The 21,150-nt window shown below is 63.6% G+C and carries 20 protein-coding genes and 1 tRNA gene; 2 read left to right on the top strand and 19 right to left on the bottom strand.

Annotation, left to right across the window (positions count from 1 at the left end; genetic code table 11):
- Window positions 1-100 precede the first annotated feature (100 nt).
- The 14 genes from nuoI to ACIGJE_RS15835 form a co-directional block, all read right to left on the bottom strand.
- Window positions 101-619 (bottom strand): NADH-quinone oxidoreductase subunit NuoI, encoded by a 519-nt coding sequence (gene nuoI, locus ACIGJE_RS15900; protein WP_311938196.1) that lies wholly within the window; start codon window positions 617-619, stop codon window positions 101-103.
- Window positions 616-1,665 (bottom strand): NADH-quinone oxidoreductase subunit NuoH, encoded by a 1,050-nt coding sequence (gene nuoH / locus ACIGJE_RS15895; protein ID WP_068282537.1) that lies wholly within the window; start codon window positions 1,663-1,665, stop codon window positions 616-618. The genes nuoI and nuoH overlap by 4 nt, the downstream gene beginning before the upstream one ends.
- Window positions 1,666-1,674: 9 nt before the next feature.
- Window positions 1,675-3,753, bottom strand: coding sequence for an NADH-quinone oxidoreductase subunit NuoG (gene nuoG / locus ACIGJE_RS15890; protein ID WP_483677914.1), 2,079 nt, complete (start codon window positions 3,751-3,753; stop codon window positions 1,675-1,677).
- A 178-nt stretch (window positions 3,754-3,931) separates the two neighbouring features.
- Window positions 3,932-5,233 carry an NADH-quinone oxidoreductase subunit NuoF gene (gene nuoF / locus ACIGJE_RS15885; protein WP_311938192.1) on the bottom strand — a complete coding sequence of 434 codons (1,302 nt, stop codon included), beginning with the start codon at window positions 5,231-5,233 and terminating at the stop codon, window positions 3,932-3,934.
- Window positions 5,234-5,308: 75 nt separating this feature from the next.
- Window positions 5,309-6,406 carry an NADH-quinone oxidoreductase subunit NuoE gene (gene nuoE, locus ACIGJE_RS15880; RefSeq protein ID WP_311938190.1) on the bottom strand — a complete coding sequence of 366 codons (1,098 nt, stop codon included), beginning with the start codon at window positions 6,404-6,406 and terminating at the stop codon, window positions 5,309-5,311.
- Between the two features lie 152 nt (window positions 6,407-6,558).
- Entirely contained in the window at window positions 6,559-7,746 is a 1,188-nt protein-coding gene (locus ACIGJE_RS15875; RefSeq protein WP_311938189.1) for an NADH-quinone oxidoreductase subunit D, read from the bottom strand.
- Between the two features lie 86 nt (window positions 7,747-7,832).
- Window positions 7,833-8,444, bottom strand: coding sequence for an NADH-quinone oxidoreductase subunit C (locus ACIGJE_RS15870; protein ID WP_311938188.1), 612 nt, complete (start codon window positions 8,442-8,444; stop codon window positions 7,833-7,835).
- 11 nt (window positions 8,445-8,455) lie between these two features.
- The gene (locus ACIGJE_RS15865) at window positions 8,456-9,043 is read right to left on the bottom strand and encodes a NuoB/complex I 20 kDa subunit family protein (RefSeq protein WP_068282522.1); all 588 of its coding nucleotides are present in this window, start codon (window positions 9,041-9,043) and stop codon (window positions 8,456-8,458) included.
- Window positions 9,034-9,399: an NADH-quinone oxidoreductase subunit A gene (locus tag ACIGJE_RS15860; RefSeq protein ID WP_068282520.1), complete on the bottom strand. Its 366-nt coding sequence runs from the start codon at window positions 9,397-9,399 to the stop codon at window positions 9,034-9,036. The genes ACIGJE_RS15865 and ACIGJE_RS15860 overlap by 10 nt, the downstream gene beginning before the upstream one ends.
- 482 nt (window positions 9,400-9,881) lie before the next feature.
- A tRNA-Asp gene (locus ACIGJE_RS15855) sits at window positions 9,882-9,958 on the bottom strand.
- 96 nt (window positions 9,959-10,054) lie between these two features.
- Entirely contained in the window at window positions 10,055-10,756 is a 702-nt protein-coding gene (locus ACIGJE_RS15850; RefSeq protein WP_311938186.1) for a COG3904 family protein, read from the bottom strand.
- A 104-nt stretch (window positions 10,757-10,860) separates the two neighbouring features.
- Window positions 10,861-12,279 carry an AtzE family amidohydrolase gene (locus ACIGJE_RS15845; protein ID WP_311938185.1) on the bottom strand — a complete coding sequence of 473 codons (1,419 nt, stop codon included), beginning with the start codon at window positions 12,277-12,279 and terminating at the stop codon, window positions 10,861-10,863.
- Window positions 12,276-12,467 carry a DUF4089 domain-containing protein gene (locus ACIGJE_RS15840; RefSeq protein ID WP_311938184.1) on the bottom strand — a complete coding sequence of 64 codons (192 nt, stop codon included), beginning with the start codon at window positions 12,465-12,467 and terminating at the stop codon, window positions 12,276-12,278. Before ACIGJE_RS15840 ends, ACIGJE_RS15845 begins: the two co-directional genes overlap by 4 nt.
- Before the next feature lie 75 nt (window positions 12,468-12,542).
- Complete coding sequence (locus ACIGJE_RS15835; RefSeq protein ID WP_483677909.1) at window positions 12,543-13,349, bottom strand: glycosyltransferase family 2 protein; 807 nt, start codon at window positions 13,347-13,349, stop codon at window positions 12,543-12,545.
- 410 nt (window positions 13,350-13,759) lie between these two features.
- Here ACIGJE_RS15835 and ACIGJE_RS15830 point away from each other — a divergent pair, with 410 nt between their 5' ends.
- Entirely contained in the window at window positions 13,760-14,833 is a 1,074-nt protein-coding gene (locus ACIGJE_RS15830; protein ID WP_483677907.1) for a class I SAM-dependent methyltransferase, read from the top strand.
- A gap of 24 nt (window positions 14,834-14,857) precedes the next feature.
- Here ACIGJE_RS15830 and ACIGJE_RS15825 read toward each other — a convergent pair whose 3' ends face one another.
- The 5 genes from ACIGJE_RS15825 to ACIGJE_RS15805 all read right to left on the bottom strand — a co-directional run bounded on the left by ACIGJE_RS15825 (window position 14,858) and on the right by ACIGJE_RS15805 (window position 19,863).
- Entirely contained in the window at window positions 14,858-15,301 is a 444-nt protein-coding gene (locus ACIGJE_RS15825; RefSeq protein ID WP_311938180.1) for a GNAT family N-acetyltransferase, read from the bottom strand.
- Window positions 15,301-16,299, bottom strand: a complete 999-nt coding sequence (glpX, locus tag ACIGJE_RS15820) for a class II fructose-bisphosphatase (protein ID WP_367622600.1) — start codon at window positions 16,297-16,299, stop codon at window positions 15,301-15,303. The genes ACIGJE_RS15825 and glpX overlap by 1 nt, the downstream gene beginning before the upstream one ends.
- Before the next feature lie 88 nt (window positions 16,300-16,387).
- Complete coding sequence (locus ACIGJE_RS15815) at window positions 16,388-17,713, bottom strand: homoserine dehydrogenase (RefSeq protein ID WP_483680262.1); 1,326 nt, start codon at window positions 17,711-17,713, stop codon at window positions 16,388-16,390.
- A 210-nt stretch (window positions 17,714-17,923) separates the two neighbouring features.
- The gene (locus ACIGJE_RS15810) at window positions 17,924-18,673 is read right to left on the bottom strand and encodes an RlmE family RNA methyltransferase (protein ID WP_311938175.1); all 750 of its coding nucleotides are present in this window, start codon (window positions 18,671-18,673) and stop codon (window positions 17,924-17,926) included.
- Window positions 18,670-19,863 (bottom strand): Ppx/GppA phosphatase family protein, encoded by a 1,194-nt coding sequence (locus tag ACIGJE_RS15805; protein WP_394309220.1) that lies wholly within the window; start codon window positions 19,861-19,863, stop codon window positions 18,670-18,672. Before ACIGJE_RS15805 ends, ACIGJE_RS15810 begins: the two co-directional genes overlap by 4 nt.
- Window positions 19,864-19,885: 22 nt before the next feature.
- On the opposite strand from ACIGJE_RS15805, the gene ACIGJE_RS15800 reads away from it, so the two are divergent.
- Window positions 19,886-21,079, top strand: a complete 1,194-nt coding sequence (locus tag ACIGJE_RS15800; protein WP_415087251.1) for a bifunctional 2-C-methyl-D-erythritol 4-phosphate cytidylyltransferase/2-C-methyl-D-erythritol 2,4-cyclodiphosphate synthase — start codon at window positions 19,886-19,888, stop codon at window positions 21,077-21,079.
- Window positions 21,080-21,150: the final 71 nt, after the last annotated feature.

Below are 21,150 nucleotides of genomic sequence, written 5' to 3'. Positions count from 1 at the left end.
AACCCCTCTCCGGCCCGTTTCCGTGCCGTCTAGTCTCAAACCGCTTCAGCCTGGCTGAAGCACATACAAACAAACTCGGTCCGTCAGGTCCGCTCGGCGCCTAGCGATAAGGTGCGTCCTTGGCAATGTTCTTGGCGATTTCCCGCTCCCAGCGGTCGCCATTGCTCAGAAGACGGTCCTTGTCGTAGAATAGCTCTTCTCGCGTCTCGACGGCGAACTCGAAGTTCGGCCCCTCGACGATGGCATCCACCGGGCAGGCTTCCTGGCAGAAGCCGCAATAGATGCACTTGACCATGTCGATGTCGTAGCGGGTCGTCCGCCGCGTGCCGTCATTGCCGCGCGGGCCGGCCTCAATGGTGATGGCCTGGGCCGGGCAGATCGCTTCGCACAATTTGCAGGCGATGCAGCGCTCTTCACCGTTGGGATAGCGACGCAAGGCGTGCTCGCCCCGGAAACGCGGCGACAGCCGGCCCTTTTCGAAGGGATAGTTCAACGTTGCCTTCGGCTTGAAGAAATAGCGCATCGACAGGAAGAAGGCCGAAACGAATTCCTTCAGGAACAGCGCCTTGGCGGCCTGATCGAGACCGACGCGCGGCCGGCTGGGATTGGCGGCGGTCATGGTGCCCATCCGGTGATCTGGAGGAAGCCTGCGACGATCACGACCATGGCGATCGACAGCGGCAGGAAAACTTTCCAGCCGAGACGCATCAGCTGGTCATAGCGGTAGCGCGGCACGAAGGCCTTCACCATCGCGAACATGAAGAAGACGAAGGTCACCTTGACCAGGAACCAGATGAACCCCGGGATCCAGGTGAAGGGCGGCAGATCGATCGGCGCGCTCCAGCCTCCCATGAACAGGATGGTGGTCAGGGCGCACATGGTCATGATCGCCACATACTCGCCCAGCATGAATAGCAGGTAGGGCGTGGAGGCGTATTCGACCATGAAGCCGGCCACGAGCTCGGACTCGGCTTCGGCCAGATCGAAGGGCGGCCGGTTCGTCTCGGCCAGGGCCGAGATGAAGAAGATGATGAACATCGGGAAGAGCGGCAGCCAGTACCAGTTCAGGAAGGTCAGCCAGGGCAGACCGATCAGGCTGGCAAGACCGCGGCTGTGCTGAGCGTCGACGATGGCCGTCAGGTTCAGCGAGCCGGCGCAGAGCAGCACGGTGATGATGACGAAGCCGATCGAGACTTCATAGGACACCATCTGGGCCGCGGCGCGCAGGGCCGACAGGAAGGGATATTTCGAGTTCGAGGCCCAGCCCGCCATGATGGTGCCGTAGACACCAAGAGAGGAGATGGCGAAGACATAGAGGATGCCGACATTGATGTCGGCGATCATCGTGCCGGCCGCCACCGGCAGCACGGCCCAACCGGCCAGCGCCAGCACACAGGTGACGAAGGGAGCGAGCAGGAAGACGCCCTTGTTCGCGCCCGCCGGGATCACCGGCTCCTTGAGCACGAACTTGAGCAGGTCGGCGAAGGACTGGAACAGCCCGAACGGCCCGACGACGTTGGGACCGCGGCGCAGCTGTACGGCTGCCCAGACCTTGCGGTCGGCCAGCAGGTAATAGGCGATGAAGACAAGCAGGCAGACCAGCAGAACCACGCTTTGCAGCGCCGGCAGGCCTACCTTCCACAGGAGTGTTTCCCAGATCGTCATGGCCCGTCCTTACTCCGCCGCCAGCGGCAGCGCGCCCGAGGCGAGCTGCGAACACTGCGCCATCACGGCCGAAGCGCGCGCGATGGGGTTGGTCAAATAGAAATCGCTGATCGCAGCCGCGAAAGCCGCCCTGTCGAAGTCGCCACCGACATTCGCCAGAACCGAGATGCCGGCGACATCGGCCGCGGCAACCTGGCCGATCTGGCCGAGATGGGGAATGGCGGCAAACAGGGCCTTGCGCAAGGCAGCGAGCGAGTCATAGCCGAGCTTGGCTCCGACGGCTTCCGACAGGGCTCGCAGGATCGCCCAATCCTCACGTGCCTCGCCGGGCGGGAACGCGGCGCGGTTGGCGAGCTGGACCCGGCCTTCGGTGTTGACGAACAGGCCCGAACGCTCGGGATAGGCGGCGGCCGGCAGGATGACGTCGGCACGATGCGCGCCGCGGTCGCCATGGCTGCCCTGATAGACCACGAAGGCACCCGGCTCGATGGTGATCTCGTCGGCGCCCAGCAGGAAGAGCACGTCGAGCGCGCCGGCCTTGGCCATGCCGGCGGCATCGAGGCCGCCCTCGCCCGGCACGAAACCGACATCGAGCGCACCGACACGCGAGGCCGCATTGTGCAGCACGCCGAAGCCGTTCCAGCCCTCCTTGACCACGCCGAGGGCCTGGGCGGCCTTGGCGGCCAGCGACAGCAGGGCTGCGCCGTCCGGACGAGCATAGACACCGCCACCCACGATGATGACGGGCTTGGCCGCCCCCTTCAGCAGATCGGCGAAGGCGCCCTTGCCGGCGGCGAGATCGGCCAGGGTATCGGGTCCGGCGCCGAGATAATCATAGGTGTAGGTCAGATCGGCCTGCTCGCCGATCAGGCCGACCTTGGCGCCGCGCAACCAACGCTTGCGGATGCGGGCATTGAGCACCGAGGCTTCCTTGCGCGGATTGGTGCCGACCAGCAGGATCGCATCCGCCTCTTCGAGGCCGGCGATGGTCGGGTTGAACAGGTAGCCGGCGCGGCCCAGGGCAGGATCGATCTTGGCGCCGTCCTGCCGGGCGTCGAGGTTCTTGGAGCCGAGCTTGCCGATGAGATCCTTCAGCGCGAACAGTTCCTCCACCGCCGCGAGATCGCCGGCGATGGCGCCGATGCGTTCCGGCTTGGCAGCCTTCACCTTGGTCGCGATGGCGGCAAAAGCCTCCTGCCAGGTGACCGGCTTGAGGCGGCCATCGACACGCAGATAGGGTCGGTCGAGACGCTGGGTCCGCAGGCCGTCCCAGATGAAGCGGGTCTTGTCGGAGATCCACTCCTCGTTCACCAGCTCATTGGTGCGCGGCACGATGCGCAGCACTTCCCGGCCGCGCGCATCGATGCGGATGGCTGAGCCCACCGCATCCATCACGTCGACGGATTCAGTCTTGGAGAGCTCCCAGGGACGGGCATGGAATTCGTAGGGCTTGGAGGTCAGGGCGCCGACCGGGCAGAGGTCGATGACATTGCCCTGCAGTTCGGAGCTCATCGCCTTTTCGAGATAGGTGGTGATCTCCATGTCCTCGCCACGCCCGATGGCGCCGAGCTCGGAGACGCCGGCGACTTCCGTGGTGAAGCGGACGCAGCGCGTGCAATGGATGCAGCGGTTCATCACCGTCTTGACCAGCGGACCGATATATTTGTCTTCGACCGCGCGCTTGTTCTCGGCATAGCGGTTCTTGTCGACGCCGTAGGCCATGGCCTGGTCCTGCAGGTCGCACTCGCCGCCCTGGTCGCAGATCGGGCAGTCCAGCGGATGGTTGATGAGCAGGAACTCCATCACCCCTTCACGCGCCTTCTTGACCATCGGGCTCTTGGTGAGCACCACCGGCGGCTCGCCGTTCGGGCCTGGACGCAGGTCGCGTACCGCCATGGCGCAGGAAGCCGTGGGCTTGGGCGGACCGCCCTTCACCTCGACCAGACACATGCGGCAATTGCCGGCAATCGACAGGCGCTCGTGGAAGCAGAAACGCGGGATCTCAGCACCCGCGACCTCACAGGCCTGGAGGAGTGTGTACTCCGCCGGGACCTCGATTTCCTGTCCGTCGACGATCAACTTGGCCATGGATAACCTTGACGATCAGGCCTGGACTGCAAGACGCAATCCAGACTCTTTCCAAACTCGACTTCGCAAAATTCCGTGCCGCGATCAACATCGCGAAGCGAAAATTCAGCGCTCTGAAAGGCCGGAAACGGGAGGCGATCCCGGCCCTGATAAGTTGCAACCGGCGGGAGCCGGCCTGCTATTCCGCCGCCTGCAGGACAGGGGTGGAATGGGGGTTGGCGGCATATTGATCGATGCGCGCTTCGATCTCATGACGGAAATGGGTGATCAGGCCCTGGATCGGCCAGGCCGCTGCGTCACCCAGAGCACAGATCGTATGCCCTTCGACCTGCTTGGTGACGTCGAGCAGCATGTCGATCTCGCGCTTCTGGGCACGTCCTTCCGCCATGCGGGTGAGCACGCGCCACATCCAGCCCGTACCTTCGCGGCAGGGCGTGCACTGGCCGCAGCTCTCATGCTTGTAGAAATAGGCAAGCCGGGCGATGGTGCGCACCACGTCGGTGGACTTGTCCATCACGATGACGGCGGCAGTGCCCAGGCCCGAGCGCAGCTTCGACAGCGAGTCGAAATCCATCGGCGTGTCGATGATCTGCTCGGCCGGCACCATGCGAACTGAGGAGCCGCCGGGGATCACGGCCTTCAGATTGTCCCAGCCGCCGCGGATGCCGCCGCAATGGCGCTCGATCAGTTCGCGGAAGGGAATGCCCATCGCCTCTTCGACGTTGCAGGGCTTGTTCACATGCCCCGACACGCAGAAGAGCTTGGTGCCGACATTATTGGGATTGCCGATGCCGGCGAACCAGCCGGCCCCGCGCCGCAGAATGGTGGGGGCAACGGCGATCGACTCGACATTGTTGACCGTGGTCGGGCAGCCATACAGACCCATATTCGCCGGGAAGGGCGGCTTCATGCGCGGCATGCCCTTCTTGCCCTCGAGGCTTTCGAGCAGCGCGGTCTCCTCGCCGCAGATATAGGCACCGGCGCCATGGTGGACGTAGAGATCGAAATCCCAGCCGTGCTTATTGTTCTTGCCGATCAGGCCGGCTTCGTAGGCCTCGTCGACGGCGCGCTGCAGGGCCTCGCGCTCACGGATATATTCGCCGCGGATATAGATATAGCAGGCATGCGCATTCATGGCGAAGGAGGCGATCAGGCAGCCTTCGACCAGATGCTGCGGATCATGCCGCATGATCTCGCGATCCTTGCAGGTGCCCGGCTCGGACTCGTCGGCATTGACGACGAGATAACTCGGCCGGCCATCCGATTTCTTCGGCATGAAGGACCATTTCAGGCCGGTGGGGAAGCCGGCGCCGCCGCGTCCCCGCAGGCCCGAAGCCTTCATCTCGTTGATGATCCAGTCCTGGCCCATCTCGAGGATCTGCTTGGTACCGTCCCACGAGCCACGCTTGATGGCCGCCTGCAGTCCGGGTGACTGGAGGCCGTAGAGATTGGTGAAGATGCGGTCGCGATCAGCAAGCATGGCGAACCTGTCAATAATGAAACTTCTTAAAACGCTCAGGTGGGAAGGATGGCGTCATGCCCCTTCCCGCCCACTTCAATCCAACTTCTCGCCGGCCGGGTTTTCGGGACGCCAGCCGGTAGCCAGTTTCTTGGCCTGCTCGATCCAGCCGTCCCGCAGGGCCCTACCCTTGAAAGCCCCGAGATTCTGGTCGACCCAGGCAAGGTTGCTGTCGTTCCAGGCGGCGATCTGATCGAAGTGATAGACACCCATCTGGTGCAGCATTTCCTCGAGCTTGGGACCAACGCCGTGGATCAGCTTGAGATCGTCAGGCCCGCCCTCGCGAGCGGCCTTCAGCAGGACCGGCTTGTGATCATCGGAAACAGGAGCGGGCACCGGTGCGGCGGGGGCTGGCGCTGCCGCCGGAGCTGCAGCTACAGGTGCCGCCGTCGTAGCGGGAGCAGGAGGAGGAGGTGTACCGGCAGCCTTTGCAGCTTCCGCCTTGGCTGCCTCGGCCTTCGCGGCTTCCAGCTTGGCCTTTTCTTCCTCGAAGCGCTTTTTCCAGGAGCCGATGACCGAGCCGTCATAGAGCGCCGGGTCGTTCAGGGTCTGGGCGCCTCCTTCCGGCTCGGACGAGAAGCGGCCGTTCTGTGGCCCCGGCTTCACTTCCTTGCCGGCAGCGAGATCGTCGATGATGCGTTCCATGATCTCGGGCGTGAGATCTTCATAGAAATCGGCGTTGATCTGCACCATCGGCGCATTGCAGCAAGCCCCGAGGCACTCGACCTCCAGCCATGAGAAATTGCCATCGGCGGTCACATGACGTTCCGGACCGACGCGTTTCTTGACCACGTCGCGGATCGCCTCGGCGCCGCGCAGCTGGCAGGGCGTGGTACCGCAGAGCTGTATGAAATATTTGCCCACCGGCTCCAGGTTGAACATGGTGTAGAAGGTCGCGATCTCCAGAACGCGGATCTTCGCCATGCCCAGACGCGCCGCGATCACCTCGATCGCTGCCTGGGACACCCAGCCACCGGCCTGTTCCTGCGCCTTCCACAACAGCGGTATCACCGCCGAGGCCTGGCGGCCGGGCGGGTATTTGGCAATCTGCTTTTCCACCCACGCCTCGTTTTCGGACGTGAAGGCAAAGCTTGCCGGCTGGAGTTCCTGGGGCGCGAGCCTGCGGACGGACATGCGCATTCCTCTTTAACTGCTAGAGCAAAGTGCGTCTTGGCAAACGCACTGTTGCTCTCACTCCTGGTTTCGACGCGTCTTTGCGATTCGTGGTGATCCCCTCAAATCGCAAGACGCTTTTGCAACCGGTTCAACGCCGGCTGCGACCCAAATCAACGATCGACTTCGCCGAACACGATGTCGAGAGAACCGAGAATGGCGGAAACGTCGGCCAGCATGTAGCCGCGGCACAGCCAATCCATCGACTGCAGATGTGCAAAACCCGGCGCGCGGATCTTGCAGCGATAGGGCTTGTTGCCGCCATCCGAGACCAGATAGACGCCGAATTCGCCCTTTGGCGCCTCGACCGCCGCATAGACCTCGCCGGCGGGCACATGATAGCCCTCGGTGTAGAGCTTGAAATGGTGGATGAGCGCTTCCATCGAACGCTTCATCTCGCCGCGCTTGGGTGGCACGACCTTGTTGTCGGCGGCCGAAACCGGCCCACTCGTTGCACGCAGCAGCGCGCAGCACTGCTTCATGATGCGGATCGACTGGCGCATCTCTTCCATGCGGATGCAGTAGCGGTCGTAATTGTCACCGTTCTTGCCGATCGGAATGTCGAAATCGAGCTCGGCATAGCATTCATAGGGCTGCGACTTGCGCAGGTCCCAGGCGGCCCCCGAGCCACGCACCATCACGCCCGAATAGCCCCAGGCCCAGGCATCGTCGAGCGACACGATGCCGATATCGACATTGCGCTGCTTGAAGATGCGGTTGTCGGTGAGCAGGCCTTCCAGATCGTCGCAGACCTTGAGGAAGGGATCGCAGAAGGCTTCGATATCGTCGATCAGTTCAGGCGGCAGGTCCTGGTGAACACCGCCGGTGCGGAAATAGGCGGCATGCATGCGGCTGCCCGAAGCACGCTCGTAGAAGATCATCAGCTTCTCGCGCTCTTCGAAGCCCCACAGCGGCGGGGTCAGCGCGCCGACGTCCATGGCCTGGGTGGTGACGTTGAGCAGATGCGAAAGCAGGCGTCCGATCTCGGAATAGAGCACGCGGATGAGCTGCCCGCGCTTGGGTACCTCGATACCGAGCAGACGCTCGATGGCCAGGCAATAGGCATGCTCCTGGTTCATCGGCGCGACGTAATCGAGCCGATCGAAATAGGGAATGGCCTGCATGAAGGTCTTGGCTTCGATCAGCTTCTCGGTACCGCGATGCAGCAAGCCGATATGGGGATCGACACGCTCGACCACTTCGCCGTCGAGCTCCATGACCAGACGCAACACGCCGTGGGCCGCCGGATGCTGCGGGCCGAAATTGATCGCAAAATTGCGTAGATGCGGTTGGTCGTTCATGTCGTTTCCAAACTTTCCGAGTTGGCCAGCTGGTTCGGAGCCATTTCGAGAGTCTTGCTAGTCCTGATCCGGCGCGCGGGAGCGCGTCAGCTCGCCTTCGCCTTCTCGTCGCCGGGCAGGACATAATCCGTCCCTTCCCATGGCGACAGGAAATCGAAGTTGCGGAATTCCTGATTGAGCCTGACAGGTTCGTAGACCACGCGCTTGGCCTCGTCGTCCCAGCGCACCTCGACGAACCCGGTCATCGGGAAGTCCTTGCGCAAGGGATGGCCGTCGAAGCCGTAGTCGGTCAGCAACCGGCGCAGGTCCGGATGGCCGGTGAACAGGATGCCGTAGAGATCGTAGGCTTCGCGCTCGAACCAGAGCACGCCGGGGAACAGTGCGACAGCCGAGGGAACCGGGGTCGCCTCGTCGGTTTCCACCTTCACGCGGATGCGCGCGTTCTTGGTCGGCGACAGCAGGTGATAGACCACGTCGAAGCGCTTTTCACGCGCCGGATAATCGGCCCCGCAGACATCGATGATCGAAACGAAGCGCGTGCCGGCATCGTCCCTGAGGTGCTTGAGCACCGCCAGGATATTGTCGGGATCGGTGGTGACGGTCAGTTCGCCAAAAGCATGCACGACATTGGAGACGGCCTGCGGAAAGGCAGCCTGAAGCGCCTCGCCGATCCCCTGCAGAGTTTCAGAGTTTGCCATGTCAGCTCCGCTCAACGCTCGATGGTGCCGGTACGGCGAATCTTCTTCTGCAGCAGCAGCACGCCATAGAGCAGCGCTTCGGCCGTGGGCGGGCAGCCGGGCACGTAGATGTCGACCGGCACGATGCGGTCGCAGCCACGCACGACCGCATAGGAATAGTGGTAATAGCCGCCGCCATTGGCGCAGGAGCCCATCGAGATGACGTAGCGCGGCTCGGGCATCTGGTCGTAGACCTTGCGCAGGGCCGGCGCCATCTTGTTGGTCAGCGTGCCCGCGACGATCATCACGTCCGATTGACGCGGGGAAGCGCGCGGGGCGAAGCCGAAGCGCTCGACGTCGTAGCGCGGCATCGAGACCTGCATCATCTCGACCGCACAGCAGGCGAGGCCGAAGGTCATCCACATCAGCGAGCCAGTGCGAGCCCAGTTGATCAGATTGTCGGCGGAAGTGACGAGGAAGCCGCGATCAGCCAGCTCGGCATTGATGTCGACGAAAAACGGATCGGTCGACCCGACCGGCTTGCCGGTATTCGGATCGATGATGCCCTTGGGTGCCGGCGCCACCAGCGTGCCGCCTGATGTCTCCAGGTTCAATCCCATTCGAGCGCGCCCTTCTTCCACTCATAAACGAAGCCGATGGTCAGCACGGCCAGGAAAATCATCATCGAGGTGAAGCCGAACAGGCCGACTTCCTTGAACGTGATCGCCCAGGGGAACAGGAATGCCACTTCGAGATCGAAGATGATGAACAGGATCGACACCAGATAGAAGCGCACGTCGAACTTCATGCGCGCGTCGTCGAAGGCGTTGAACCCGCATTCATAGGCGGAGAGTTTTTCCGGATCCGGGCGCTGATACGCCACGAGGAAGGGCGCCACCAGAAGCGCCAGGCCGATGACGGCCGAGACCCCGATGAAGATGATAAGCGGCAGATAGCCGGCGAGAAGGTTGTCCATCAGCACGAACCCTATAGCGTTTTGCGATCCGGTGGGCTCACCGAGAATCGCAAAGACGCGTCGAGACAAAGAGTTGGAACATTGCGGCGTTGTCGCTGAAACGCGCTTTGCTCCAGCTGTGATCGACCGGGAGCGCTTGAACTCGGGGTCGCCACGTTTGGACGATACGGGCATGGGCGCGCTTCGACAGCGGCGCTCACGCCGGTCATCCCTCTACAGCGCTTTGGAAAACCACCTTCACGCTGCGTCGTGGACGACCTGCAGCGAGCCTTAAACCACGGCTATGGGAGGCGCAAGCTTGGAAGCGTTCCAGCCAAGAGATTCCTACCGCACTGCGGCAGAATATCGGGCGATTCTGGCATGATCTTGGCGCATAGCCGTTATGAGTTGCAAGACACTGCCTGCTTGCAACCGAACGCATCGGCAAATGATCGGGCTGAAAATGCAAAAGCCAGCCCGAAGGCTGGCTTTTTGTCACAAAATGGCGAGAGTGACGGGACTTGAACCCGCGACCTTCGGCGTGACAGGCCGACGCTCTAACCAACTGAGCTACACCCCCGTCTCTCGCCAGCGGCGGCGAACCGTGCTGGCGTGGCGCGGTGATTAGAGGGCCTCCCGCACAGTGTCAAGCGTCAATTCGCAACGCACTCGAAATTCAGTTCGCGATGCGGGCCAGCCGAAAGCGTTTGATGTCCTCGGGCGTCAGAATTCGGATGCTTCCGACCCCATATTGCTCGGCTAGATCGATCAAAGCGGGGTTCACGCCCATCTTTTTCGAATAGGTGCGCAGCATTTGGGTCACTTCGGGGAATCGCCGCGTGCTGCGCAGAACCGAGAGCGGATCACTGCCGGAACTGTTGGGCAGATATTCGCGATGAACGCCGACTCGCGATCCCGCGGGGACGAATCGCTTGTTGCCCCCCATCAGCGCATAGACGCAGGCCGACATGCAGGAGCCGTTGACGGCAACCGGCTGCCCGCCCAGCGTGATAACCCGCCCGACGAAGACGCTCGTGCGCAATTTGCGCAGCACATGGCCCAGATTGACCCCCTCGACCAGATGGCCACCGGGCGAATCAATGATCAGCACATTGCTGGTGCCGAGTTTCGAGGCCTGCTGAGCGAAGGCAATGAAACGTTCCACCGTGCCGCTCGTCATCTCGCCATTGGCAACCATCAGGCTGGGGCAGCGCTTGCCGCATCTGGTGCCGAGGGACAGGCTCACCACCTTGAAATCCATGGCGGCAGCTAGGGCTTGCTGCGGCAAGGCGCTCCAGCACAACCCTACCGCAAGCGCCCCCAGCCCGATGGCACGCAACAAAGAACTCACCATTATGTCTGCTTTTCCTTCGAGCAAAGCGCGTTTGGCGTTTGCCTACTCTCACTCTTTGGTTCCACGGGGCATTGCGTTCCTGGCGATCGCACCAAATCGCAAAAGGCTGTTGCCCGGCGGACCGGGCATCATTCGATATCGGCAACCGGTGCCCGCACCACTCCCGCCGTTTCCAGCGCCCAGGCGGCCCGCAAGGCCAGATCCTCCCGCCAGGCGGGGGCGATGATCTGTACGCCGATGGGGAGCCTCTCGCCCTCGTTCCAGAGCGGTACCGTGACCACAGGCAGTCCAATAAAGGAAATCGGCTGGGTGAACAGCCCCAGATTCGCGCGAACAGGCACGGCCTGACCGCCGACCTCGATGGTGGTCGCGTCGATTCCGGGGGCACGACAAGGTGTCGCCGGCGCCAGAATCAGATCGATTCGCTCGAAGATGCGATGCATCTCCGCCTGGAACCAATGACGAAAGCGATGCGCCGCGCTTACCCAGGTCGCCGGCACCATGTTGCCCGCTATCAACCGGTCCCGGACACCTGGCGCGAAATCCTTGGCACGGGCGCGCAACCGGTCGCGGTGCAGCGCCCCAGCTTCGGTTATGGTGATCAGGAAGGCCGCTGCCCGGGCGACGGCCGCCTGGGGGATCTCCACGACCTCGCTGGCGTCGAGCGCCTTGGCGCAGCGCCGTACGGCCTCCAAAGCGTCGCGATTGCCCTCCGGGCGGAAGTAACCATCCGCCACGGCGATGCGCAGCCCCTCGATGCCACGGCCGAGTTCGAACAGAGCCGGCTGCACCGGTCGCTGAGCACAACTCGGATCGTCGGGATCGGGCCCCTGCATGGCATCATAGGCGAAAGCCAGGTCACGCGCCGAACGGGCCAGCGGCCCCATGTGATCGAGACTGGCGACGAATGGAAAACTTCGTGCGCGGCTGAGCCGCCCGAAGGTCGGCTTCAAGCCGAACAATCCGCACAGCGAGGCTGGCACGCGGATGGCGCCATTGGTGTCGCTGCCGAGGGCCAGGGGCACGAAGCCCGCTGCCACCGCACTTGCCGGACCGCTGGAAGATCCTCCCGCCAGGTGGTCGAGGGCATGGGGGTTTCGCGAGGGAGCCTCGTGCGGATTCTGCCCGGTGAAATCATAGGCGTATTCGCTCATATTGAGCGCCCCCACGCAGATCGCCCCCTGCCCTTCCAGGCGCTCGATCAACGTCGCGTCCCGCGTGGCGGGCGGATTGTCCCGATTGATCCGGGAGCCGGCAAGGGTGACGAGACCGGCGATATCGTAGAGGTTCTTCACGGCGAAGGGCACGCCGGCCAGGGCCCCGACCGGTTTGCCGGCGGCATGGCGGGCATCGATGGCGTCGGCCCGTGCCAGTGCGCGCTCGGTGAGCAGCGCCGTAAAGGCCCCGACTTTGCCGTCCAGCCGCTCGATGCGCGCAAGCGTGTGCTCGATCGCCGCGCGGGCCGTGAAGCGGCCGCTGCGGATGCCGGTGGAGATTTCCAGAATGCCCAGTTGCGGCGAGCAGCCCTGATCGAGCAGGCTGGTCATGCTTCGAAGACCGCAGCGGGCTGATTGCCATCCTCGATCGGGAAGGACAGCACCAGCTGTGCCAGATCGGCGGTCAGTTTCAGATTGGCGGCGACGCCCTCGCGAAAATCGGGATCCACTTCGATTCCGATCATCGGTGCCATCGCATCGATGACCGCCTGCGCATCGAATTCGGGTTTGCCGCTCATCGCATCGCCCCTCGAGAATGATGTAGGCGGACTGTCCCTCCTTCGCCTCCCGAAGACAAGCCAAATGATATGGCATCACCGAAGTTTGCGCAGGCGACGTCGCTCCATATGCTTGGCCAGGCGAAGAAAACGGAAATAGGCATAGTTCGTCGCCGTCGCGATGCCGTAGAGGCCGCGTACGAAATGACGACGCCCAATATAGGCCTTCAGGAAGTTGAGGGGGAATTCGGTCAGAATTCGCCAGCTGCTGAGTGTCTTGCCTCTCTTGTCGAGATCTTCGGCCTGCTGCTCGGTATAGGCGTTCAACTTGGCAATTTCATCGCCGAGCGAACGGATTGAATAATGATGAATGCGTCCCTTCAGCCGTGCGATCCGCGGTTGAGCGTTGAAATGCACCCGGTCATGCACGGTCGAATCGGCATAACGGCCGCGATCGAATCGATAGAGCCGCACCGGTGCCAGCGTGTATCCCCAGGGATGGGGCTCCCTTTCCCCCGGAAAGATCTCGGCGATGTCGATCTCGTAGCCATCGGCCTGAGGCCCGTCTCCCGAGAACAGGCCGCGGATCTCGGCCGCCAGCTGCGGCGATATCACCTCGTCGGCATCGATATTGAGAATCCAGTTGTGCCGGCACTGCGTCTCGGCAAAGCGCTTTTGCGGACCATAACCGGGCCAGGGATTGTGGATCACCCTGGCGCCGAGCTTTTCGGCGATCGCCTGCGTGCCGTCGGTGGAGCCTGAATCGACCACGATCAGGTCATCCGTCAGGCCACGTGCGGCCTCGATCGTCGCACCGATGCGATCGGCCTCGTTGAAGGCGATGATGAAGACGGACAAGGGCTGCGGGCCGGGTTGTCCGGATGCTGGTACGGGTGGCGACATGCCGGTGATCTAATCGAAGCCTCGAAAAATGGCCAGCCCATCGGCCGCAAGCCGGAGATTTTGTCCGTCACGACGCTGCGGCATCCGCCTAAAGGCCAAGAGCAGTGCCCATCCTGCTGTGGTAGTATTCGCTGTGCACAAATCAGGGTTGTAACGAAAGATCCAGCAAGGACGAAGATGTCATCGTTGCCGGCATGGGTTCCCGGCGCGGGCGTCATGCAAGCCTTCCGCTTTCGTCTCGTGATCGAGCCAGTTCAAGCGTCGTCAATTTTCACGGTTCAAGTTGCGGATCGCTGTCATCAGACAGCGTTACCTCACGCGTGTCTCGAAACGAAGGACGCAAGGATCGCATCGCCAAGGGAGTCCGGTGCCGGCGGCGGCAGGCCGCATTCGACGACAGGAGAACAGCGATGGCCTTACAGAATGCAACGATAGACCCGGACAAACTCAACGCCTTCATGGGCAAGATGCTCAGCGATGTCGGGGCCGCGATGAACGCATCGCTGCTCCTCATCGGGGACAAGCTCGGCCTCTACAAGGCCCTCGCCGAGGCCGGGCCGATGACCTCCCAGCAACTCGCCGAGAAGACCGGGACATCCGAGCGCTACATCCGCGAATGGCTCGCCGCGCAGGCAGCATCGGACTATGTGGTCTATGATCCGGGGACGGGTCACTTTTCCATGCAACCGGAACAGGCGGCGGTCTTCGCCGACGAGGACAGCCCGGTCTTCCTGGGCGCCGTGGGCGATCTCGTCGCCGCGACCCTGCGAGACGAACCCGCCATCTCCGATGCGTTCCGCACCGGCAAGGGGGTCGGTTGGGACAAGCGCGACAAATGCCTGTTCTGCGGTACGGCCCGTTTCTTCCGCACCGCCTATCGCCATCATCTCGTGCAGGAATGGCTGCCTGCCCTCGAGGGCGTGATGGAGAAATTGGAGCAAGGCACAACCGTTGCCGATATCGGCTGTGGGCATGGCGTCTCGACCATGATCATGGCCCGGGCGTTCCCCAATTCGCGCTTCTACGGCTTCGACTATCACCCGGGTTCGATCGACGACGCCAGAAGCGCCGCCGAGGCCGCGGGAATGGCCGGCCGCGTCACCTTCGAGGTCAGCACCGCCAAGACGGTGCCGGCGCGCGGCTACGATCTCGTCTGCTTCTTCGATTGCCTGCACGATATGGGCGACCCCGTCGGGGCCATGCGCCATGTCAGGTCCACGATGGCGCCCGAAGGAACCTGCATGCTGGTCGAGCCCTTCGCCAATGACCGGCTCGAGGATAATTTCAACCCGGTCGGACGCGTCTATTACGCCGCCTCGACCGTGATCTGCACGCCAGCCTCGCTCGATCAGGAGGTCGGTCTGGCCCTCGGCGCACAGGCCGGAGAGGCCCGCCTGCGCAAGGTGGCCAATGAAGCGGGTTTCACCCGGTTCCGCCGTGCGACAGAGACACCGTTCAATCTCATCCTCGAAGCGAGGCCGTGACGAGACGACGTCCCTGCCGGCCGTTCAGGCCGGCAGCATCTTGCGATATTGGATGAAGCCCGAACGGGATGCCACCTGGTCGTAGACGGCCTGGGCCTCGACATTGCTCTCGTGGGTCAGCCAGTAGATGCGGCTGGCTCCCCAGCGCGTGGCCTCCTGATAGGACCATTCGATCAGGGCGCGGGCGACACCTCGGCGGCGGGCCCATTCGGCGGTGAACAGGTCCTGCAGATAACAATAAGGGCCCGGCGTCCAGGTCGAGCGATGCAGGATCAGGTGCACGATGCCGGCAAGCCGGCCATCGATGAAGGCGCCATAGGCGGACATCGGCTCGGCAGGATCGTGGAACCGCGCCCAGGTCAGCGCCGTCGTCTCCTCCGGCACCGATGCCTTGTAAAAAGTGAGGTAGCCCTGCCAGAGCGGTTCCCAGGCAGGGCGATCCTCGGCCGTGAGCGCACGGATCTCCATCAGTCGAGATTGAACTTCGACATCTGGCGATGCTCGCCGTGGATACGGCGCACCGTGCCGTTGAGCGAACGATAGATCACCGTCTCGGTGGTGATCACGGGCCCGCGGAACTTCACGCCCTGGAGCAAAGCCCCGTCGGTGACACCGGTCGCCGCGACGATCACGTCGCCGGAAGCGAGCTCTTCCATCTTGTATTTGCGGGTCGGATCGGTGACGCCCATCTTCAGCGCGCGTTCGCGCTTGGCCTCGGTGTCGAGGATGAGGCGTCCCTGCATCTGGCCGCCGACGCAGCGCAGAGCCGCAGCCGCCAGCACGCCCTCCGGAGCGCCGCCAATGCCCAGATAGATGTCGATGCCGGTCTCATGGGCATTGGTGGTGAAGATCACGCCCGCGACGTCGCCGTCGGTGATGACGCGGATCGAAGCGCCGACCTTGCGGATCGCCTCGATGATCGGGGCGTGGCGTGGACGATCGAGCACCAGGGCGGTCAGTTCGCGCGGCTTGACGCCCTTGGCCCTGGCCAGGGCATGCAGGTTGTCTTCGACACTGGCGTCGAGATCCACGACCCCCTCGGCGTAACCAGGTCCGATGGCAATCTTGTCCATGTAGACGTCCGGGGCGTTGAGGAGCGAGCCGGCCGAAGCCATCGCCATCACGGCGATCGAACCCGGCATGTCCTTGGCACAGAGCGTGGTGCCTTCCAGCGGGTCAACGGCGATGTCGACCTTGGGACCCAGGCCGTTGCCGACCTTCTCACCGATGAACAGCATCGGCGCCTCGTCGCGCTCGCCCTCGCCGATCACCACGGTGCCGTCGATCGGCATCTTGTTGAGCTCGCGCCGCATGGCGTCGACCGCCGCCTTGTCGGCGGCCTTTTCATCCCCTCGTCCACGCAGCAATGCCGAGGCAACGGCGGCGCGTTCGGTCACACGGACCAGTTCAAGGGAAAGGATGCGCTCGATGACATCCGTCGGCTTGACCTGAATAATCTCCGACATGGCTTCCTCCGTTGTTAGAGTGTGTCGTCAGTTACGGCTTGGCGTTCGAGGCAGCAAACCTGCCCCGCGACACGCCCTGAGATGCTGCTTACTCGCGCTCGATGCGGATCAATTGCGGCGTTTCCACGATGTAGCCATCGGCAACCATGGCATCGACGGCCCCTCGAATATCGGCCTCGGTGGTGGCATAGGTGATGAGGATGACGGGCACGGCGCCGGCGACCTTGCTCGGATCGTCGCCGCCATAGACCTTGCCGCCCCGATGCTTCTGCACGATCGATTCCAGCGAGATCCCCCGCTCGGCCATACGCGTGGCGATGCCTGCTGCGGCGCCCGGCCTGTCCGCCACCGAAAGGCGGACATAATACCCGCCCTTATGGGCCTGCATGGCGGCGGCCGGCAGGGGCTCGAGATCGCCGGTCTTGCGCCCGAACGGCGCTCCGGCCTGGCCGCGCGCGATATCGGCGATATCGCCGATCACGGCGGAGGCCGTAGCTTCTCCACCGGCGCCCGGGCCGACCAGGGTCAGTTCCGGCACGGCATCGGCATCGACCGCCACCGCGTTGGTGACGCCGTTGACCTGAGCGATCGGGGTCGATTTCGGCACCATGGTCGGGTGGACGCGCTGCTCCACGCCGGCTTCGGAGCGCGTAGCGACGCCCAGAAGCTTGACGCGGTAGCCGAGCTCGTCGGCGGCCAGCAGATCCTCGGTGGTGATGCGCTCGATGCCCTCGACGTGGATGGCATCCGCGTTCACCTGCGTGCCGAAGGCGAGGCTGGTAAGCAAAGCAAGCTTATGGGCGGTATCGAAGCCGCCAATGTCGAAAGTGGGATCGGCTTCGGCATAACCCAGGCGCTGCGCCTCCTTCAGGCAGGCATCGAAGGACAGGCCCTCGGCCTCCATCTTGGTCAGGATGTAGTTGCAGGTACCGTTCAGGATGCCATAGACGCGATCGATATTGTTGCCGATCAGAGCTTCGCGCAGCGTCTTGATGATCGGCACGCCGCCGGCGACGGCCGCCTCGAAATTGAGCGCGACGCCGGCCTTCTCGGCCCGCCTGGCGAGATCGACGCCGTGGCGCGCCAGCAGAGCCTTGTTGGCGGTGACCACCGGCTTGCCGGCATCGAGGGCCGCCTTCACCGCCTCGTGCGCCGCCCCCTCCTCACCGCCCATCAATTCGACGAAGACGTCGATCCCGGGATCACGGGCCAGTTCGACGGGGTCATCGAACCAGCGGAAACGCTCCATCGGCAGGCCGCGGTCGCGCGTTCGCGAGCGGGCGGAAACGGCGGTCACCGTCACGGCCCGGCTGCAACTGGCGGCAAGCGCATTGGCACGACGATCGAGAAGGCGAATGGTGGAGGCACCGACGGTGCCAAGGCCGGCAATACCGATTTTAAGAGGATCAGCCATCATCAGTCCGAACTTGAGATTGCGCACTTGTGCAATGGCGCGCTGCCGGGATCAAGTCATCCGGACAGGGATTTCTCGCGATGAACTTTCCAACTTTGGTGGATAGAGCGCGTTTCCAGGGCGCCGCAAGGCATCCCGCCTGCTCCCGGAAGCGGTGCGAAGAGAAGCGAAAAAGGCGGGCCGGATGCCCGCACTTGCGGGAATCGAGCTTCAATCGGCGGAATCGGTTTCCTTCCGGCCCCGGAATCCCGTGGCAAGCACATACATTTCGCTGGAACCTGCGCGGCTCGCCGCCGGCTTCAAGTGCTTCACCACAGCGAAGTCACGCTTGAGCAAGGTGAGGACATCGCCTTCGGTGCCCCCCTGGAAGACCTTGGCGAGAAAGGCTCCGCCCGGAGCCAGCACTTCCACAGCGAAATAGGCCGCGGCCTCGACCAGCGCGATGATGCGCAGATGGTCAGTGGCACGATGGCCCACCGTGTTGGCGGCCATGTCGGACAGCACGAGATCGGCGGGGCCGCCGAGCATCGCCTTCAACCGGTCGGGCGCCGCATCGTCCATGAAGTCCATCTGCTCGAAATCGACACCGGGAATGGGATCGATGGGCAGGAGGTCGATTGCCACCACCTTGCCGCGGCCGTTGACGGAATCGGTGATCTCAGCCGCCAATTGCGACCAGCCACCGGGGGCCGCGCCGAGGTCGAGCACGCGCTGGCCGGGCTTGAGCAGCTTGGCCTTGTCGTTGATCTCGATCAGCTTGTAGATCGCGCGCGAACGCCGTCCCTCGCGCTTGGCGCGGGCGACATAGGGATCGTTGAGCTGGCGCTCGAGCCAGAGCTGCGAGGAATGGGTCCGCCCCCGCGCCGTCTTCAGCCGCACACCCAGTTCGCGCGCACCGCTGCCCCGGCCCGAACTGTTCTTGCCCTTGCCTGAACCACCCTTGCCTGCTCCGCCACTCACGGGTTGCGCCCCGCACCATTGTGACGCCAGACGCGATCCTCCTGCATCATCTGCACCAATAATCCTTCGCGCAGGCCCCTATCGGCCACGCGCAATCGTTCACAGGGAAAAGCCCGCCGTATGGCTTCGAAAATGGCACATCCGGCCATCACCAGATCAGCCCGCTCCGGGCCGATACAGGCATTGGCGACGCGTTCCTCATAGGTCATGTCCAGCAAGCGTTCGAGCACGTTGTCGATCTCGCCGCGCGACATCCACAAGCCGTCCACCCGGCGCCGGTCATAGCGGGGAAGATCGAGATGAATACCGGCCATGGTGGTCACCGTGCCGGAAGTGCCCAGCAGATGCAGGCGCTTGACACGCTTGGCGATCGCTTCGCGGTGCGCGAACGAGGCCAGCATGCCCGATACATCGTCCACCATGCGCTCGAAACTCTCGCGCGTCACCCTGACGCCGCCATGGCGTTCGGAGAGTGTCACCACCCCGACGGGAAGCGACGTCCAGCCGCGCACCCTGGGCTGTCGGTTCCGGTCGGCCGGATCGATGTCGAGCCAGACGATCTCCGAAGACCCACCGCCGATGTCGAAAAGCACCACGCCGTCGAGATTGCGGTCGATCAGCGGGATGCAGCCGGCAGCGGCTAGCCGGGCCTCTGTCTCGCGGTCGACGATCTCGAGATCGAGCCCGGTTTCCTTCAGCACGCGCTCGACGAAGAGCAATCCGTTATCGGCCGCGCGGCAGGCCTCCGTGGCGATCAGCCGCGCCCGATCGACGCGCCGGTCCCGCATCTTCTGCGCACAGACAGCCAGGGCGTCGACAGCCCGCCCCATGGCATTGATATGCAGGCTGCCGCTGGCACCCAGTCCCTCGCCGAGCCGAACGATGCGCGAAAAGGCGTCGATGACGCGAAATCCCTCTCCCGTCGGGCGCGCAACCAGAAGGCGGCAATTATTCGTGCCGAGATCAAGCGCCGCATAGGTGTGGTGACGGCGCGCCTGCTCTCCTTGCCGTAATTGCGGCACGGATAGATGTGCACCATCACTCGACCGAGGCGCTTGTGCCTCCAAACTTCGATCCACCAAAATACTACCTTGACCGTGCCCGGTCGCAATTTTCCTGCGCCACAGGCATTTCGCCACTTCGTCTGCGAGTGTAACAAGTTCCGCGCCGGTGGCGAGAAAGAATTCCATCTATGTTCGTGTTATCAAGATCATGAAGGCTCCAGCCAAATTGCGTGTGGCGGCGCTGATCGTCGCGGCGGGACGCGGATCGCGGGTCGGTGGCGCCGTTCCCAAGCAGTATCGACTTCTGGGAGGGCAAAGCGTCCTCGCCCGCACCCTCGCCCTTTTCGAGCAGCATCCCGCCATCGACAGCATCGTCACGGTGATCGGCGCGGGAGACGAGGACCTGTTTGCCGCATGCTCGGCGGGAATCAGCAAGCAGGCGGGCTCCGTTCCCGGCGGCAGCACCCGGCAGGCGTCCTGCCTCGCCGGGCTGAAGGCGCTGAATGGCGACAGGCCCGATATCGTGCTGCTGCATGACGCCGCACGCCCCTTCGCGAGCCCCGCTTTGATCGACCGGGCGATCGAGGCGGCGCGTGCGCACGGGGCGGCCGTGCCAGGGTTGGCGGTTACCGATACCATCAAGCAGATCGACATGGACGGCCGGGTCAAGGCGACCCCGGAACGCAGCCTCCTGCGCGCCGTCCAGACGCCGCAGGCCTTCGGCTTCGACCTGATCCTGTCCTCCCATCTCGCGGCAGCCGAAGCCGGCATCGAGACCCTGACCGACGATGGCGCCGTCGCCGAATGGGCCGGCCATCCTCTCCACATCTTCGAAGGCGAAGCGACCAACATGAAACTGACGACGGAAAGCGACTTCCAGCGGGCGGAACAGGCGGCCAACGACCTGGCGGCCCTCGGCGACATCCGAACCGGAACCGGCTTCGACGTCCATGCCTTCGACGAAGGCGACCATGTCTGGCTCAACGGCGTGAAGATCCCGCATGAGCGCGCGCTGAAGGGACATTCGGATGCCGATGTCGGTCTTCATGCCCTGACGGACGCCATTCTCGGTGCGATCGGCGACGGTGACATCGGTTCGCATTTTCCGCCTTCCGACCCGCAATGGAAGGGCGCCTCGTCCGATCGCTTCCTGGCGCACGCCGTCGGCCTGGTGCGAGCGCGAGGCGGCGCGATCGCCCATCTCGACGTCACGCTGCTGTGCGAAGCGCCCAAGGTCGGCCCGCATCGGGACGCCATGCGGGCGCGCATCGCCGAGATCGCCGGAATTGCCGTCGACCGGGTGGGCGTCAAAGCGACCACCACCGAAGGCCTGGGCTTTACCGGCCGGCGCGAAGGCATCGCCGCCATGGCATCGGCGACCGTAAGGCTGCCCTGGGGCTGATCGGAGCGCGGACATCTCAGCGACATGGAGGCATGTCGCGATCTCCGCCTCTTTGCCTCCAACTTTATGCT

It is taken from the genome of Labrys sp. E2SS-1L, from assembly GCF_057073705.1.
This window is presented reverse-complemented; position numbering and strand designations above follow the sequence as displayed.

Bases quoted from the DNA above. Each gene is read 5' to 3' on its own strand.
- nuoI (WP_311938196.1), bottom strand. From the start codon at position 619: ATGACCGCCGCCAATCCCAGCCGGCCGCGCGTCGGTCTCGATCAGGCC.
- nuoH (WP_068282537.1), bottom strand. From the start codon at position 1,665: ATGACGATCTGGGAAACACTCCTGTGGAAGGTAGGCCTGCCGGCGCTG.
- nuoG (WP_483677914.1), bottom strand. From the start codon at position 3,753: ATGGCCAAGTTGATCGTCGACGGACAGGAAATCGAGGTCCCGGCGGAG.
- nuoF (WP_311938192.1), bottom strand. From the start codon at position 5,233: ATGCTTGCTGATCGCGACCGCATCTTCACCAATCTCTACGGCCTCCAG.
- nuoE (WP_311938190.1), bottom strand. From the start codon at position 6,406: ATGTCCGTCCGCAGGCTCGCGCCCCAGGAACTCCAGCCGGCAAGCTTT.
- ACIGJE_RS15875 (WP_311938189.1), bottom strand. From the start codon at position 7,746: ATGAACGACCAACCGCATCTACGCAATTTTGCGATCAATTTCGGCCCG.
- ACIGJE_RS15870 (WP_311938188.1), bottom strand. From the start codon at position 8,444: ATGGCAAACTCTGAAACTCTGCAGGGGATCGGCGAGGCGCTTCAGGCT.
- ACIGJE_RS15865 (WP_068282522.1), bottom strand. From the start codon at position 9,043: ATGGGATTGAACCTGGAGACATCAGGCGGCACGCTGGTGGCGCCGGCA.
- ACIGJE_RS15860 (WP_068282520.1), bottom strand. From the start codon at position 9,399: ATGGACAACCTTCTCGCCGGCTATCTGCCGCTTATCATCTTCATCGGG.
- ACIGJE_RS15845 (WP_311938185.1), bottom strand. From the start codon at position 12,279: ATGACCAGCCTGCTCGATCAGGGCTGCTCGCCGCAACTGGGCATTCTG.
- ACIGJE_RS15840 (WP_311938184.1), bottom strand. From the start codon at position 12,467: ATGAGCGGCAAACCCGAATTCGATGCGCAGGCGGTCATCGATGCGATG.
- ACIGJE_RS15835 (WP_483677909.1), bottom strand. From the start codon at position 13,349: ATGTCGCCACCCGTACCAGCATCCGGACAACCCGGCCCGCAGCCCTTG.
- ACIGJE_RS15830 (WP_483677907.1), top strand. From the start codon at position 13,760: ATGGCCTTACAGAATGCAACGATAGACCCGGACAAACTCAACGCCTTC.
- ACIGJE_RS15825 (WP_311938180.1), bottom strand. From the start codon at position 15,301: ATGGAGATCCGTGCGCTCACGGCCGAGGATCGCCCTGCCTGGGAACCG.
- glpX (WP_367622600.1), bottom strand. From the start codon at position 16,299: ATGTCGGAGATTATTCAGGTCAAGCCGACGGATGTCATCGAGCGCATC.
- ACIGJE_RS15815 (WP_483680262.1), bottom strand. From the start codon at position 17,713: ATGGCTGATCCTCTTAAAATCGGTATTGCCGGCCTTGGCACCGTCGGT.
- ACIGJE_RS15805 (WP_394309220.1), bottom strand. From the start codon at position 19,863: ATGGAATTCTTTCTCGCCACCGGCGCGGAACTTGTTACACTCGCAGAC.
- ACIGJE_RS15800 (WP_415087251.1), top strand. From the start codon at position 19,886: ATGAAGGCTCCAGCCAAATTGCGTGTGGCGGCGCTGATCGTCGCGGCG.